This window comes from Mesorhizobium opportunistum WSM2075, assembly GCF_000176035.2.
Taxonomy (GTDB): Bacteria; Pseudomonadota; Alphaproteobacteria; order Rhizobiales; family Rhizobiaceae; genus Mesorhizobium; species Mesorhizobium opportunistum.
The window spans coordinates 6103795-6118729 of record NC_015675.1; the positions used below are offsets into that span (position 1 = coordinate 6103795).

Annotated in this window: 13 protein-coding genes; 7 read left to right on the plus strand and 6 right to left on the minus strand. The window is 63.3% G+C overall.

The features are described from left to right. Positions 1-27: 27 nt before the first annotated feature. The 6 genes from MESOP_RS29395 to MESOP_RS29420 form a co-directional block, all read right to left on the minus strand. A complete protein-coding gene (locus MESOP_RS29395) occupies positions 28-1035 on the minus strand; it encodes an ABC transporter substrate-binding protein (RefSeq protein ID WP_013896988.1) in 1008 nt (335 codons plus the stop codon). A 250-nt stretch (positions 1036-1285) separates the two neighbouring features. Next, complete coding sequence (locus MESOP_RS29400) at positions 1286-2578, minus strand: hypothetical protein (RefSeq protein WP_013896989.1); 1293 nt, start codon at positions 2576-2578, stop codon at positions 1286-1288. Positions 2579-2686: 108 nt separating this feature from the next. Next, entirely contained in the window at positions 2687-3418 is a 732-nt protein-coding gene (gene hutC / locus MESOP_RS29405; RefSeq protein WP_013896990.1) for a histidine utilization transcriptional repressor HutC, read from the minus strand. Then, positions 3415-4476: a zinc-dependent alcohol dehydrogenase gene (locus MESOP_RS29410; protein WP_013896991.1), complete on the minus strand. Its 1062-nt coding sequence runs from the start codon at positions 4474-4476 to the stop codon at positions 3415-3417. The genes hutC and MESOP_RS29410 overlap by 4 nt, the downstream gene beginning before the upstream one ends. Positions 4477-4491: 15 nt before the next feature. Next, positions 4492-5814, minus strand: a complete 1323-nt coding sequence (hisD, locus tag MESOP_RS29415; protein ID WP_013896992.1) for a histidinol dehydrogenase — start codon at positions 5812-5814, stop codon at positions 4492-4494. An 82-nt stretch (positions 5815-5896) separates the two neighbouring features. Beyond that, on the minus strand, positions 5897-6670 hold the full coding sequence (locus MESOP_RS29420; RefSeq protein ID WP_013896993.1) for an SDR family NAD(P)-dependent oxidoreductase: 774 nt from the start codon (positions 6668-6670) through the stop codon (positions 5897-5899). Between the two features lie 222 nt (positions 6671-6892). Here MESOP_RS29420 and MESOP_RS29425 point away from each other — a divergent pair, with 222 nt between their 5' ends. From MESOP_RS29425 to MESOP_RS29455, 7 genes are all read left to right on the plus strand, one after another. Continuing rightward, positions 6893-7996, plus strand: coding sequence for a histidinol-phosphate transaminase (locus MESOP_RS29425; RefSeq protein WP_013896994.1), 1104 nt, complete (start codon positions 6893-6895; stop codon positions 7994-7996). 108 nt (positions 7997-8104) lie between these two features. Further along, on the plus strand, positions 8105-9388 hold the full coding sequence (locus tag MESOP_RS29430; RefSeq protein ID WP_013896995.1) for an NAD(P)/FAD-dependent oxidoreductase: 1284 nt from the start codon (positions 8105-8107) through the stop codon (positions 9386-9388). A 247-nt stretch (positions 9389-9635) separates the two neighbouring features. Beyond that, entirely contained in the window at positions 9636-10988 is a 1353-nt protein-coding gene (locus tag MESOP_RS29435; RefSeq protein ID WP_013896996.1) for an ABC transporter substrate-binding protein, read from the plus strand. 100 nt (positions 10989-11088) lie between these two features. Further along, positions 11089-12027, plus strand: coding sequence for a sugar phosphate isomerase/epimerase family protein (locus tag MESOP_RS29440; protein WP_013896997.1), 939 nt, complete (start codon positions 11089-11091; stop codon positions 12025-12027). Next, on the plus strand, positions 12024-12959 hold the full coding sequence (locus tag MESOP_RS29445; RefSeq protein WP_013896998.1) for a carbohydrate ABC transporter permease: 936 nt from the start codon (positions 12024-12026) through the stop codon (positions 12957-12959). The genes MESOP_RS29440 and MESOP_RS29445 overlap by 4 nt, the downstream gene beginning before the upstream one ends. Continuing rightward, entirely contained in the window at positions 12959-13852 is an 894-nt protein-coding gene (locus MESOP_RS29450; RefSeq protein WP_049802403.1) for a carbohydrate ABC transporter permease, read from the plus strand. The genes MESOP_RS29445 and MESOP_RS29450 overlap by 1 nt, the downstream gene beginning before the upstream one ends. Before the next feature lies 1 nt (position 13853). Next, positions 13854-14924, plus strand: a complete 1071-nt coding sequence (locus MESOP_RS29455; protein ID WP_013897000.1) for a Gfo/Idh/MocA family oxidoreductase — start codon at positions 13854-13856, stop codon at positions 14922-14924. Positions 14925-14935 lie beyond the last annotated feature (11 nt).

A 14935-nucleotide genomic window follows, 5' to 3' on the forward strand; every position in this document is an offset into this window, starting at 1 on the left:
TGCGTCACCACCGCGATCCGGCCATCGTCATTCCGCCGCCTTGACGAAGGACGGGTCGATCATCTGCTCCGGCGTCACGTCGGCCTGCAGCAGCTTGGCGTTCTTGGCCGCCGCTTCGACATCCGCGAATGTCTTGGTGGTGAAGTCGCCGGTGAGCGCCGTCTTGTTTTCGGCGAGCGAATAGTAACGCACGCCATCAAAGGCGGTGTTGAGATCCTTGACGTCCGAACCGACGGCCTTGGCGATGATGGCGCGGCCACCCGACGTGTCGGCCTTGTAGTCCTTCAGCGCCGCATCCCAGGTTTTGATCATGGCCAGCACCTGGCCGGGCCGTGACTTGATCACCTCGTCGCGCACCACCAGCACGTCGCTGATCAGGCCGGGATCCTCGCCTGCGGTGAACAGCAGCTTGACGTCCTTGTTCTGCGCCATGGCGACAGTGAGATACGGCTCGTAGGTGACCGCGACCGGTACCTGGCCCGCGATCAAGGCACCACCGGCATCGGCGGCGGGCATTGGAACCGGCTGGATATCGGCGACCGACATGCCGTTCCTGGAGAGCGCGTACTTGAGCAGGATGTCGCTCGTCGTGCCTTCCTCGAAAGCGACCTGCTTGCCTTTGAGGTCCGCGATGGAGGTGACGTCCTTGCCGGCGATGATGGCGTCGGCCGTCATGGAGACATCGAGCAGCAAAACGATCTTCACCGGCAGGCCGGCGGCAACCATGCCCATCGCCGTGTGGGTGGCGATGTTGGCGGCGTCGAGCTGGCCGCTGGCGAGCGCGGCGTTGATGTCCTTGTCCTCGGCGAAGTTGACGATCTGGACGTCCGACAGTCCGTTTGCCTTGAACAGGCCCTTAGCGTCGGCGACGTGCCACTGGCCGTAGCCGAGCCAAGGCTCGATGCCGATCTTGAACGATCCGGCTTCGGGCGTCGTGGGAATGGCCGCATCGGCCGCGTGGGCTGCCGGGGCGGCAGCGAGCCCGATGGCGGCGGCCATCACGAGCGCGCGAAATTGTCCTGCTAACTTATGCATCGTCTCTAGTTCCCCTTGATGATCAGACCGCTCTTTTACCCAGGCGTCCGGTCTGGTGAGACTGCGGGGTCTGCTCTTGCGGCACTGTGCCTCGGCGTCTTGCCCGCCACTTCATGGTGAAGTGCGAGGATATTTCAGCGTCAGCGGCGGCGGATGTCAAGGCTAAAATACATACATGCATATACAAGTTGGAATGAGTCAATTTTCCACCATGGGCAAGCCTTCCGCCCGCATCCCCCGCAGCCATCAATCATGCTCTTTCTGGATCGATCCGGTCGAGGAAATCGCTCACCCGATCGGCTCCGCCATCAGGCTCGCTGCCGACCATGACCGCAACCGAAAAGGCAATGAGGGAGGAGACCGGCGTGTGACTGCGCGCACCGGCCCGCAGGTTCATGACCAGGGTTGGCGACAGGAAGAGCCCTGAGCGCAGCACCGATCGCCAATCCGCAGGGAGCATGCCGCGCCGCTCGAGCTCCAGTAGCAATGGCCGCCACAGCGCGGTCGCCTTGACCTCCAGCAAGTCGCGGCGGACGGGGCTCAGGTCCCAGTCCGTGTCGACATGGAGCAGGTTCCCGTCCAGCCGCGCCTGCGCGCGAAAAGCCTCGGTCGCGATGGCCGGATCGTAGAGCCAGAACGGATGGGCGAAGATGTTGTGGAACGTCGCTTTCACCTCCGCCAGCAGCGTCGGGATATGCGAGCCGGCAAAGGCGGGATCGAAGAAGGACAGTGCAGCCCTCCCCGCGTTCTCGGTGTACCAGACATTGGCGTTGTGGGCGTCGCCATGCGCGACCACGCCGCCGGCATCGGCAAGCCGATCCGGCCGCAAGCGCGCGGTCGCGACATCGAAAAGCTCACCGATGCCCTTGGTGTAAAGCTGGCCGTTGATGACGAACTTCAGCCGCGAAAACCGGTCCCAGTCGAGTTCCGCGCCGGGAAAGGCAAACGACTTGCCGACATAGAAATCGGCCAGCCGGCCGCCTGGCGATGCGCGTGTATCCGGATCGATCAGCCGCTCATAAAACAGCCGATGGATCGGCTCCGCCGCCACCTCCGCAACGGTCACAGGATGCAGCGTCTCAAGATAGACCTCGAGCAACCTTGCGGACAGGTCGCGCTCGGCAAGGGCCGCCTGTCGCCTTTTCTCGGGATCATCTTCGGCATCCAGCGCGAACAGCACGTCCGAAAATCTCGGATCCATGCGGCGGCGATAGACAAGGATCTGTTCGCCCGGCTGGGCCGACATATGGACGGGCTGGTCGACCGGCAGGCCGGCGCGCGACAGGATCTCGGCCCGGTAGTACTCACCGGTCATGCCTTCCTCCCGCTCCTCCTGATGGAACTTGAAGAAATAGGCCTCGCCGTCGCTATCGAAGAAACCGTTCAAAGAATTGAGGCTGTATTTGTCCACGTTTATGCGGACATTGCCGGGGTTCATCCCGAACAGATCGCCCAGCAATGCCGAAAGCGCTTGCTGCGCCGCCGCGACATCATGCTGCGCGAGAGCCCGGATTCGCGCCGTGCGGCTCCGTGGCTGCGTCATCTGCCGTCCCTTCCAGCCAAGCCGTCCAGCAGAGGCAAAGCCACCTTCCCCAGTACATGTATATACATTTACAGCGAACGCTCCACGGCTTGTGCTTTCTCGTCGACGTCAATTGGTTCTGGAGGGGGAATAGCGACTGCCGAGCGAATAGCGGCTGCCGGCGTAGGTGAGCTTGCTGATCGTGGCGACGACCGCGCCCGTCCACGTGCGGCGGTGCAGGAGAAGGCAACAGCTGCCGACATCGATGCCCAGATGCCGCGCCGTCTCCTTGTCGGCCGGAATCGCGGAGATGATGTGCTCGACCTCGGTCACCGGGGTCTTCTGCATGAGGTAGTCATAGGTCGCCGTCTTGGTGAAATCCTGTTTGTCGTAGTCTGGGATCAGGCTCGGATTGACGAAGCGCTCTTCCAATTGAACCGGCAGGTCGTTCTCGAAATTGACGACCACCGAATGATAGATCGAGACCCGCTTTGGAAACTCGAACGACAGCGCGAGCTCCTTCGACGGCATGATCGTTTCGAGGACGAGAACCTCGGAGCGATGCCTGTTGCCGCGCTCGACGATCTCTGCCGCGATGTTGTTGATCTCGATCAGCGTCGACTGGGGCCGAGGCGGCGCGATAAACGTGCCGACACCTTGCAATCGGATCAGGAATCCCGCCGCGGTCAGTTCCCGCAGGGCGCGGTGAACCGTCATTCGCGACACACCAAGCGAAACCACCAACTCATTCTCGGACGGCAGCTTGCGATCCTTGCCCCACCGGCCCGTTCCGATGTTGGTCAGGATATAATCCTTCACCTTCTCGTAGAGCGGGCTCGCCGTATCGGGCAAATCGATCATGTCAAAATCCTTTCCGCCAATTTGTCGAAAATCAAAGCGGGCTCAACAGGTTGCCGCATGCGGATGATTGTTTTCAAGCCATCGCTGCGCCCCGCCAACAGCCGTTCATAAGCAGCCGGAACCTCGTCCAGGCCGATCTCGCGATCGATCAGGGCGAGCAGCGGTTCGCTGAGTTCACCCAGCATCCGCACCGCGTCGGGCAGTTCGTCGGCGAAGGCATGGCATCCCAGCAAAGCGATCTCGCGTTCGACCAGAAGGTTGGGATCGATGTCGAGGCGACCATGGAAGATGCCGACCATCGCCACCGCGCTGCCGGAATCGAGCACGCCGAGCAACTGGTTGAATGCGGCGATGCTGCCCGTCGCCTCGACGGCCGCCAGCAGCGGGGCGTTGGCGGTTGCCGCAGCAATGGCATCGCGGTCGAGATCGACAATCGTGGCTCCAGTCACCTGGGCCACACGGGCGCAGCGGGCCTGGTTGCGGTCGGCGACCAGCACCGTGCCGGCGAAGGTTTGCGACAGCAGCAGCGCGGCAAGACCGCCAATCGGCCCGCAGCCGACAACAAGCACCGAGCCCGTCGTCTTTGGCAGGCGCCGCACCGCGTGCAGCGCCACCGCAAGCGGCTCGGCCATCGCCGCGACCCGCTCGTCAAGGTCGGCATCGATGACATGCAGCAGACGTGCGGGCAACATGGCCTGTTCGGCAAAGGCGCCGTCGCAGATTTCTCCGACGAAACCCAGCGACCCGCAGAGATGCCGCCTGCCGGCGCGGCATTGCGCGCAGTCCCCGCACCAGAACCGGGAATCGGCAACCACCCTGTCGCCGACGGAGACGGTATCGACGCCCTCGCCGATGGCGATCACCGTGCCGGTCAGCTCATGGCCGGCCGTCGATGGCGAGCGGCTTATCCACTGCCCGGTGCGGAAATTGTGCAGGTCCGAACCGCAGATGCCGGCGGCATCGACCCTGAGCTTCACCCAGCCCACATCCGGAATCCCTGGCGTGGCTATATCTTCGACGCGCAGATCACCGGGGCCATAAAGTCGTGCCGCCTTCATCGCGATCGCCTCCGTTCAGCCGGCAAGGTAGCGGTCGCGGATCTCCGAGACCGCGTTTTCATGCGAGCTGAAACCCTCGTAACGGGCGAGTCTGCGGGCGTGCCGCGCCAGTTCCGGATAGGCGGCCGAGGTGACATAGCCAACCGACGAGCGCTTGACGAAATCCGTCACCGAGAGCGGCCCATAGGTTCGCGCCCAGCGGCTGGTCGGCAGCACCGCGTTCGGCCCGAGGACGAAATTGGCAAGCGTCACCGGCGTATGCGGTCCCATGAGGATTTCGGCCGCCTCGGTGATGTGCCCGAGATGCGCGAACGGCTCCTTCGACAAGATTTCCAGATGTTCGGGCGCATAGTCGTTGATGAAACGGTAGCTGTCTTCCAGCGACGCGGTCAGCACGATGCCGCCACGCTTTCCGGTCAGCACCGCGCGCGAGAATTCGACGCGCTGTTCGGTCATCCGCGACCAATGTTCAGGAAGTGCCGCAAGCGCTGCCTCGGCGACCTTGCGGCTGTGGGTCACCAGATAGGCCGAGGAATCCGGGCCATGCTCGGCCTCGATCAAAAGATCGAGCGCGGCAAGGCCACCGTCGACGCTGTCGTCGGCAAAGATGATCGCTTCCGACGGGCCGGCGGGCAGGCCGGTGTTGATGATCGAGGACAGCACGCTCTTGGCCGCCACCACCCAGGGGCTGCCGGGGCCGACGATCTTGAGTGCCGGCTGCACGGTCTCGGTGCCGTAGGCGACGGCGGCGACCGCTTGCGCGCCGCCGCATTTGTAGACGGTACTCACCCCGGCGAGGCGAGCGGCGACCAAGGTCGCAGCGTCCACCGAACCATCCGATGTCGGCGGCGTCACGATCGCGATCCGCGGCACGCCGGCGATGACAGCCGGTACCGATGTCATCATCGTCACCGAGGGAAATGCACCCTTGCCGCGCGGCACGTAAAGCGCCACGGAGGCGATCGGCGTGTACCGGTCGCCGGCATAGGCGCCCGGCCGGACTTCCTTGAGCCACATCGTTTCCGGCTTCTGCTCTTCATGGAAGCGCCTGATGTTGTCGATGCCGAAGCCGATGCTTTCCACGACATCCTTCTCGACCTTGTCGAATGCCGCGTCGAACTCGGCCTCCGACACCTTCAGTCCGCCTTCGGCCACATCGGCCTTGTCGAGTTCCCTGGCGAAGCGGATCAAAGCGGCGTCGCCCTCGTCCTTGACGGCCTGGATGATCGGGCGGACCTTTTCGACGAAGACCGACAGATCGCCCTCGGCGCGTTTCAGAAGGCCGGCCCGCTGGGTGGCATCGAGCGATGACAGATCGTGGAAGCTGACGTCGGACATGGAAATTTCCTTCTGTTGGAACGCAACGTACCGGCCGGTCACATTGCGGAAAACTTTGATTTCGAACCTATAGCGGGCTGCCTCAGATCGATGCCAGGAAGCCGCCATCCACCGGAATGGATTGGCCGGTGATGTAGGCTGCAGCATCCGAGGCAAGGAACACGGCTACGCCGTGCAGGTCGCGCAGATCGCCGAAACGATGCTGCGGGATCTTGGCCAACATCGACTGCTGCCACGCCTCGCTGCTGTAGAACACGTCCGTCATCGCCGTCCTGAAGTAGCCCGGGGCAATGGCATTGACCCTGATGCCCAGATCCGCCCACTCCGCTGCCAGCGCCCGCGTCATGCCGAGCAGGCCCGACTTGGACGAGCCGTACGGGACCGCGGTCGGAATGCCGACTTCGGATGTCAGCGAGCATAGATTGATGATGACGCCGGGCCGTCCGGCGTCGCGCATCTGCCGCGCCGCTGCCTGGGCGCAGAAGAAGGCTCCTTTGAGATTGGTGTCGACGATCCGGTCCCAGAGCGCCTCGTCGACATCGAGCGAAGGCCGCACTTCTTCCATCCCGGCATTGTTGACGAGGATGTCGAGACCGCCCAGCAGGCTAGCAGCCTCGGCGGTGGCCGCCCGGCAACGGCCGACATCGGTGACGTCGAGGGCGACGGCATGCGCAACTCCGCCGGCCGCGCGGATGGCCGCTATCGTCTCATCGAGGGAGGCCAGGCTGCGCGCCGTGACCGCAACGTCGGCGCCGGCCGCGCTCAGCGCCTCGGCGATGCTGCGCCCGATGCCGCGGCTGGCACCGGTGACAAGCGCTTTCCTGCCGGAGAGGTCGAAGAGAGAAGCATTGCGCATGTGATCTCCTGGGCAGCTTCGGCGCCAAGTCCAAGACTAACGAACCTTAGGTTCCATATACAAGCATATACAAACCATTTCGGCTAGGCTATTTGTGACGTCGTCCACCAGTGCACCCTGCAGGCGACCGGCTTGCCCCCGGGAGGATGCAGCGAAATCCGGTGTTTGAGAACCCGGCCGATGACGGGAGTCTGTCGGCTGCCGAAGAGGAGCCCGCGCCCCGTGTCGAAATCCTCGCATATGGTCAGAACCGAAGTCACGCATCTGTCGCCTTACAATTCAGGGCTGACAATCGACGAGGTCATGGCGCGATACGCGCCCGCCAGGATCGCCAAGCTAGGTTCGAACGAAAACCCGCTTGGGCCGAGCCCGACCCTGGCGACGATAATGGAGGCCGGCTCCGAGATGTTCCGGCTCTATCCGGACCCCGCAGGGCGCAAGCTCCGCCAGGCGATCGGCGACAAATACACCGTCGCCGGGGATCAGGTCATCCTTGGCAACGGCTCCGAAGACCTTCTCTCCGTCATAAGCCGCGCCGTCTTGCGGCCGGGCGACGCCGTCGTCACACTCTATCCGTCGTTCCCGCTGCACGAAGACTACGCCACGTTGATGGGCGCGACCGTCAGGCGCGTTGCCGTCAACGACGACCTCACGATCAACGTCGATGCGCTGACCGAGGCGGTGCGCGAGCGTCCCCGCATGCTGGTGTTTTCGAACCCGATGAACCCGGTCGGCAGTTGGCTGTCGGGCAGCGATCTGTCGAGGGTGCTGGATGCAGTCGGCGACGAGACGCTGATCGTCGTCGACGAGGCCTATGCCGAATATGCCGTGGGCGACGACTATGTTTCCTCCCTGCCCTGTCTCGCCAAACGTGACCGGTCCTGGATCGTATTGCGGACATTTTCGAAGGCATTTGGCCTAGCGGGCCTGCGCATCGGCTTCGGCATCGTCGGCGACCCGGAGCTGCGTGCGCTGTTTGATCGTGTCCGCACACCGTTCAACGTCAACGCCATGGCCCAGGCCGCAGCACTCGCGGCGCTCGCCGATGAGGAACACCTCGCCAAGGTGGTCGCGCTGGCCAAGGCGGAGAGAGCACGCGTCGAGAGTTTCCTCATCAGCAAGGGCGTCGAGGTCGCGCCTTCCAGAGGCAACTTCCTGTTCTTCAACTGCCGGCAAAATGCCAGCGCATTCGTCGAGGGCTTGCTGCGCGAAGGCGTCATCGTCAAACCCTGGAGACAGGAAGGCTACGACACGTATGTGCGTGTCAGCATGGGCTCACCGTTGGAAAACGATCACTTTATGGCCGCGCTCTCGCAACTGTTGTGATTTCCCGAAAGCCATGCTGAATTGCCGCGCGCCCGGCTCGATATTCGCGGGTCTGCCATTTCTCGCGGGCGCAGTCACGCCACCACCAAGCCTATAAGAGCCCGCAATATGTCCGAGAGCAGCCTGCCCAGGAGCCTCTACCGCGAAACGGCAGGCGGCACCGGTAGTTATCCCACGCTCGCCGGCGCGCAGCGGGCAAGGATCGCCATTGTCGGCGGCGGCTTCACAGGCCTTTCGACCGCCTTGCATCTGGCGGAAGCCGGCGACGACGTTGCCGTGCTCGAGGCTCAGCAGCCGGGTTGGGGCGCTTCGGGCAGAAATGGCGGCCAGGCCAATCCCGGTCTCAAATACGACCCCGACACGATCGAGGCAATGTTCGGCCCAGAGCTGGGGCTGCGGATGATCGATTTCTCCTATGGCGCGCCGGATTTCACCTTCGGCCTCATCAAGCGCCTGTCGATCGCCTGCGAGGCGCGGCAGAACGGTACCATACGCGCGGCCATCCGGCCGAAGCCGGAAGCCGCCGTTCGGGCCACGGCCGCCCAATGCGCGCGGCGAGGCATGCCGGTCGACATGCTGGACGCAAAGGCGATGGCGGCACGAACCGGAACCGACAGATATACATCCGGCATGTTCGATGCCCGCGGCGGCGACCTCCATCCCTTGAAATACAGCCTTGGCCTGGCTGCCGCCGCGCAGAGCGCCGGCGCGCGGATTTTTGGCGGCAGCGAAGTCTTCGCGCTGAAGAGGAGGGCTGGACGGTGGGTGCTCAAAACCACCGGCGGCACCGTCAGCGCCGAGAAGGTGCTTATCGCGACCAACGGCTATACAGGCGCCCTATGGCCAGGGCTTGAGCAGTCCCTTGTTCCTGTGTTCAGCGCGATTGCGGCGACCGAACCGCTTACACCGGCGATCGCGGCCGCAATCCTGCCCGAAAGGCCCGTCGTCTACGAAGCCGGCAACATCACCGTGTACTACCGCATCGATGCCGAGAGGCGCCTTCTCATGGGCGGCCGGGGACCGATGAGCCCGATCGAAAATGCCTCCGCCATTCGCTATCTCACCGACTATGCACTGCGGCTTTGGCCGGCGCTTGCGGGGGTACGGTGGACACATGGCTGGAATGGCCGGGTCGCAATCACCAAGGACCATCTCCTGCACGTTCACGAGCCGGAAGATGGCGTGCTGATCTGCCTTGGCTATAACGGCCGTGGCGTCGCCATGGCCTCGGCGATGGGCGCCGCCCTGGCGCAGCGCCTGCGCGGTGATGAGACGTCGCCGTTTCCCATGCCGATATCGCCGCTCAAGCCAATCCGGTTTCACCGCTTCTGGCCGCTCGGCGTGAAGGCAGCGATCCTTTCGGGGCGACTGAAGGACCGGTTCGGCCTCTGACGCGAAGAGTTCGCCCGGCCTGACGGCCCTGGGACCTGTCACGGGCTGCCGGCGGTTTTGGCGCGCGCCCTTTTCATATTCGAACGCGAAGCCAGCCATTTTCGCTCGGTAGCGCTACCGCGTGGCCGACCAAATTATAGGCATACTTGCCGATTGACAAAAATCATAACAGGGGACCAAGATCATATGACCATCAACGATCTTGGTCCCGAGGTTGCCCCTCGGCATTGGCGAAAAGGAGAGCCAGATGCCCGTTCAGCAGAGAGTGACCCATCGTTCAAAACAAAGCCCCGCCAACCCCATCCTTGCCACCGCCCTGCTAAGCCTCAGCCTGATCACAATGCCCGGCATAGGCCATGCCGATGGGATCACACTCAAGGTTTTCGGCGGCTCGGCGCTTGACGAACTCGCGCCGCGCCAACCGCCGGACGAGCAGAAGAAGATCCAGCAGCAGGTCATCGATGGGTTCCTCAGGGCCAACCCCGAGGTGACCGCTGTCGAATGGGACGCGCAGGGGCCACAGACCGATTCGATCCAGCGCCTGATGACCGCCAAGCTTGCAAACCAGGAAATGGACCTGATCGCCTGCCCGGCCTTCTACACCAACGGCGCCTACGTCCGGCGCAAGCTGGTCATGCCCATCACCGACAAGATTAAGCCGTTCCAGGACCGGATCGACGCCGCGGCACTTGGCGCCTTCACCATCAGCGGCCAGGTCTACGGCGTGCCGATCTCGACGCTCTCGACGTCGACGATCTTCTACAATGTCGACCTCTTCCAGAAACTCGCCATCCCGGTGCCGCCGACCTATGACGACCTGAAGGCGGCGGTGCCGAAATTCAAGGCCGACGGCGTGATCCCGCTTCTGCATCAGGGCTCGAACACCGTGATGTGGCCGATGTGGTATTTCGAAACCTTCTCGCAGGCCTCGGGCGATGCCGTCGCCAAGACCCAGAAGAACCTCGAGGGCACGGCGAAGTTCACCGATGCGCCCGATGTCGAAGGGTTCAAGCTGATCAAGCAGTGGGTCGATGACGGCATCCTTTCCAAGGATTCGCTCTCGGTCGACCAGGACGGCATGCGTGCGGCCTTCGCCGCCGGCAAGAGCGCCATGTATTATGGCGGAACCTGGGAAGTCCCCTCGCTCCAGACCAGCGTCAAGAACTTCAAATGGGGCGTCTTTGCCTTTCCTAAAATGGACGGAACGCCGGGGGCGCCGGGCCATGGCGGCGGTGCCGACAACGGCATGTGCGTTTCCTCGTCGATCCCGCCCGAGAAGCTCGATGCCGCCGTCAAGTTCATCGAATATCTGACTAAGCCGGAGGTGGCGACGCTCTATCTTGCACCGGAGCAGCCGATCGCGGCCTCGATCAAGGGGGTGCCGCAGGTCGACGATGCCTATGCCGTCGAACTGCGCAAGCAAGCCTTCCCGAGCACGATCAAGTTCCTCGACTGGATCTGGCCGTCGGAAGTCGCGACGGCCACGGCTTCGGCCATCGCCGGCATCGTCGGCGGCACGACGACGCCCGAGGATGCCGCCACCTCGATCCAAACCACCTTCGACGACCTCAAGGCCCAGGGCAATTGGCCGCCGAAGTAAGCGCCGATCTTGGGCGGACGCGCATTCAGCCGAGTGATGCGCCAAGCATGAAAACAGGGGCCGCCCGCTTCGGGGCAGCCTCATCAATCGGAGAGAACACATGACGCAGACTCGCGCCGAGCGGCAGCGCTTCTCGATCGGCTATCACCTGAACAGCTGGGACCTGACCGGCCTTCCGCTCGGGCCGGCCATCAAATTCCTGGCCGAACAGGGTTTCGGCTGGTTCGAGATCCTCGCCTTCACCAGCCTTTCGGACCAGTACGCCCGCAAATACATGCAGCTCGGCAATCAGGCGCCAATGGGGGTGACCACCGACACCGACATCCTGCGGCGCTATGCACTGCTCTCGGAAGGCCAGAGCGAGCATGGCATCAAGCTCTCCTCCTTCTACGTCAATGCGATCTTCACCAACCCTGTCGCCTGGCCTTACGAACGCGACGTGCTGGTGGCGCTGACCAGGATGCTCAGGGGTTTTGGGTCACCGGTGCTGGTTCTCGGTGGCGGTCCCTCGGAAGCCATCGCCGGCGCCCACACGGCCGACGACTACCGCGCCTTTTGCCGGGCCCTGGAGGATGTCGGCAGGCGGACAAAGGACCTCGGCATTGAGACGGTCTATCACCCGCATCTCGATACCTTTATCGAGCGCCGCGACCAGCTCGATCGTATGATGGATGAGCTCGATACCGATCTTGCCGGCCTGTGCATCGATCCGGCCCATCTTGCCCACACCAATTCCGATCCTGTGGACGCGGTCAGGACCTACATTTCGGCCGTGCGCTACATGCATTTCAAGGATACCAGGGTGGACCCGGGCCTGAAGGGCTATGACCGCTATGGCGCCTTTTGCGAACTCGGCGCCGGCGTCGTCGATCTCGCCGGCATCGTCGACGTGTTGCTGGAGGCCAATTACGACGGTCTCGCCATCATCGAGCTGGATGCGTCGAAGAAGACGGCGGAGCAAAGCGCGCTGGAAAGCATCGCCTATACCAGGGACACGCTCGGGCTGGTGCTGACGCCGCAAAGCGCGAAGGCCGCATGATCACGCGGCCACAAGAAGTCGCTCCTGCTCCGGGTCGTTCCGGCGCTTGGCGCTTCGGTGCCGGGGACGGTGCCGTCGCCTTCTTGATGATCCTGCCCGCCGCGATCCTGTTTTGCCTCTTCTACCTTTGGCCGTTCATCAACGGTTTCTGGCTCAGCCTGCACAATTGGGACGGGTTTTCGGACCCGACCTGGGCAGGCTTTTCCAACTATCAACGCCTCCTGCACGACCGCATCTTCCTCGGCGCGCTGCGCAACAATTTGATCTTCGTCGTTGCCGTCGTCATCTTGAAGAACGTGCTCGGCCTCGGGCTGGCGCTGCTGCTAAACCGGGCGCTGGTCGGCCGCGCTTTCTTTCGTGCAGCCGCATTCGTTCCGGTGACGATGTCCTTCGTCGCCGTCGGACTGCTCTGGTCCTGGATCTACAATCCGGTCTTCGGCCTGCTCAACGGCGCGCTCGACCTGTTCGGCCTCGGCGCGCTGAAACAATCATGGCTGGGCGACGCCGACATCGCGCTCTATTCGATCATCGTCGTCGACGTCTGGAAATGGCTCGGCTTCCATGCCGTCATCTACCTCGCGGGGTTGCAGACGATCCCGTCGGAACTCTATGAATCGGCCAAGATGGACGGCGCCGGCCCGCTGCAGCGCTTTCGGCACGTCACCGTGCCGATGATGATGCCGATCGTGTTCATCAACACCATCCTCGGCCTTTCCGGCGCCTTCGTGCGCAACTTCGACATCGTCTATGTCTTGACCAAGGGCGGTCCGAACCATGCCACCGAAGTCGTACTCACCTACATGATGAGCAAGGCTTTCCAGGACGGCGCCATGAGCTATGCCGCGGCCATCGGCTATGTGCTGTTCCTGATCGTCGGGCTGGCCAGCGTCGGCCTGCTCGCCCTGATGCGGCGACAAAGGCTGGACGTATGATGAACGGCGCGGCCGACCCTTTGCCCACCCTCGATGATGGCGCGGCCTACAGCCGCCGTCGCCTTGGCACGCGCGACCTGCTCGAAGTCGCGGGTATCTACGCGGCGCTCGCTTTGGTGCTCATCGAGACGCTCTATCCCTTGCTTTGGGTGCTGTTCGGCTCGCTCAAGACCAAAGAGGAGATGCTGAGCAACATCTGGGGCCCGCCATCGAGCCTGGTGCTGCAGAACTATGTCGATGCCTGGCGCATCGCCGGCATGGGATCGCGTATCGTCAGCAGCATTCTCGTCACCGGTTCGGCCCTGATCATCCTGGTCGTCGTGGCAACGCCCTGCGCCTATGCATTGGCGCGCCTGCGGTTTCCTGGACGCGGCCTCGTGGTGGCGGTGGCAGTGGCGGCCATGCTGGTGCCCCCGCAGGTGATGGCCATTCCGCTGTTCATGGTGGCGCGCGATCTCGGCCTGATCAACAACCGGCTCGGGATTGCCTTCGTCTATGCGGCGACGTCGCTGCCGCTGTCGGTCTTCATCCTGCGCAGCTTCTTCGTCACGCTGCCCGCCGATCTCGAGGACGCAGCGCGCGTCGACGGCGCGAGCCGCCTCGAGATCCTGATCCACATCATGCTGCCGCTGGTCCGGCCGGGCGTCGCGCTGATCACGATCTTCGGCTTCATCGAGATCTGGAACGATTTCTTCCTCGCCTTCCTGCTGCTGCGCGACCCCTCCGTACAGACCATCCCGCTCGGCCTGGTCAGCTTCTTCCAGCAGTATGATTCGCTCTGGACGCTCTATTTCGCCGCGTTGACGATCACGACACTGCCGGTGATCGTCGTCTTCGTTGCCATGCAACGGCAGTTCATCGCCGGCCTGACAGCCGGCGCCGTGAAGGGTTGATATGCAGGATCGCGTCATTGGCGTTGGCGTCATCGGTTGCGGCGAAATCGCTCAGCTGATGCATTTGCCGTATCTCATGGAATTGCCGGCGTTTCGCATCGCCGCTCTCTGCGACATCTCGCGGGGGACGGTCGACAAGGTCGGGGAGCACTATGGCGTCGCGGGAAGGTATACCGATCATCGCGCCCTGCTCGCCGACCCGAATGTCGATGCGGTGGTGATCTGCACTTACGATCATGGCGAGATGGTCGCCGACGCGATCCGCGCCGGCAAGCACCTGATCGTCGAGAAACCGCTCGCCTTCACGCCGCAAGAGGCACGTCCGCTGGTCGAACAGGCCGAGCGGAGCGGCCTCGTCGCCCTTGTTGGCTACATGAAATTCTACGATCCCGGCTATGAGACCGGATTGGAGCGCATAGCCGCCATCGGCCGGCCGAAGTCGATCCATATCCACGATTTCGCGGGCCGCTTCGACCGCTATGGCAAGCTCTACACGCAGACCCGGATCACCGACGTGCCGGCCGATGTGTTGACGGCGGGACGCGGTGCGGTCGCCCGGCGCGTCGAGGCGGCGCTCGGTGTGGACCATGCCGGCTATCGCGATCTCTATCTTGTACTGCTCAGCCTCGCCAGCCACGACCTTGCCGTCATGCGCGGTGCGTTCGGCACGCCCGACCGTGTCGTCCATGCGCAACAGACCGGTCCGAACCAGTTGCTGGCGGTCCTCGACTATGATGACGTTCCTTGCCTCTTCGACATGGCACTTGCCCAGTATGAATGGTGGGACGAGTGGATCCATGTGCATGGCGAGCGCGACGAGGTGCGGATCGAATTCCAGAACCCCTATTTCCGCAATGCCTCGGCAACCGTGCGCCTGCGCGAGGCAACAGGCGAAACCGCGTCCGAGCGCACCATACCGGGTTTCCCGGACACCTCGTTCCGTCGGGAATGGCAGCATTTCGCCGATTGCATCCTGTCCGGGGCAACGCCGCGCACCCCACTTTCAGGCGGGCTTACCGATCTCGATCTTGCGGTCCGGATGATCCAGGCAATGCCGCCAAAACGGCTCTGACGGTACATCCA

Coding starts and splice junctions, on each gene's coding strand:
- MESOP_RS29395 (WP_013896988.1), bottom strand. CDS start 1,035: ATGCATAAGTTAGCAGGACAATTTCGCGCGCTCGTGATGGCCGCCGCC.
- MESOP_RS29400 (WP_013896989.1), bottom strand. CDS start 2,578: ATGACGCAGCCACGGAGCCGCACGGCGCGAATCCGGGCTCTCGCGCAG.
- hutC (WP_013896990.1), bottom strand. CDS start 3,418: ATGATCGATTTGCCCGATACGGCGAGCCCGCTCTACGAGAAGGTGAAG.
- MESOP_RS29410 (WP_013896991.1), bottom strand. CDS start 4,476: ATGAAGGCGGCACGACTTTATGGCCCCGGTGATCTGCGCGTCGAAGAT.
- hisD (WP_013896992.1), bottom strand. CDS start 5,814: ATGTCCGACGTCAGCTTCCACGATCTGTCATCGCTCGATGCCACCCAG.
- MESOP_RS29420 (WP_013896993.1), bottom strand. CDS start 6,670: ATGCGCAATGCTTCTCTCTTCGACCTCTCCGGCAGGAAAGCGCTTGTC.
- MESOP_RS29430 (WP_013896995.1), top strand. CDS start 8,105: ATGTCCGAGAGCAGCCTGCCCAGGAGCCTCTACCGCGAAACGGCAGGC.
- MESOP_RS29435 (WP_013896996.1), top strand. CDS start 9,636: ATGCCCGTTCAGCAGAGAGTGACCCATCGTTCAAAACAAAGCCCCGCC.
- MESOP_RS29440 (WP_013896997.1), top strand. CDS start 11,089: ATGACGCAGACTCGCGCCGAGCGGCAGCGCTTCTCGATCGGCTATCAC.
- MESOP_RS29445 (WP_013896998.1), top strand. CDS start 12,024: ATGATCACGCGGCCACAAGAAGTCGCTCCTGCTCCGGGTCGTTCCGGC.
- MESOP_RS29450 (WP_049802403.1), top strand. CDS start 12,959: ATGAACGGCGCGGCCGACCCTTTGCCCACCCTCGATGATGGCGCGGCC.
- MESOP_RS29455 (WP_013897000.1), top strand. CDS start 13,854: ATGCAGGATCGCGTCATTGGCGTTGGCGTCATCGGTTGCGGCGAAATC.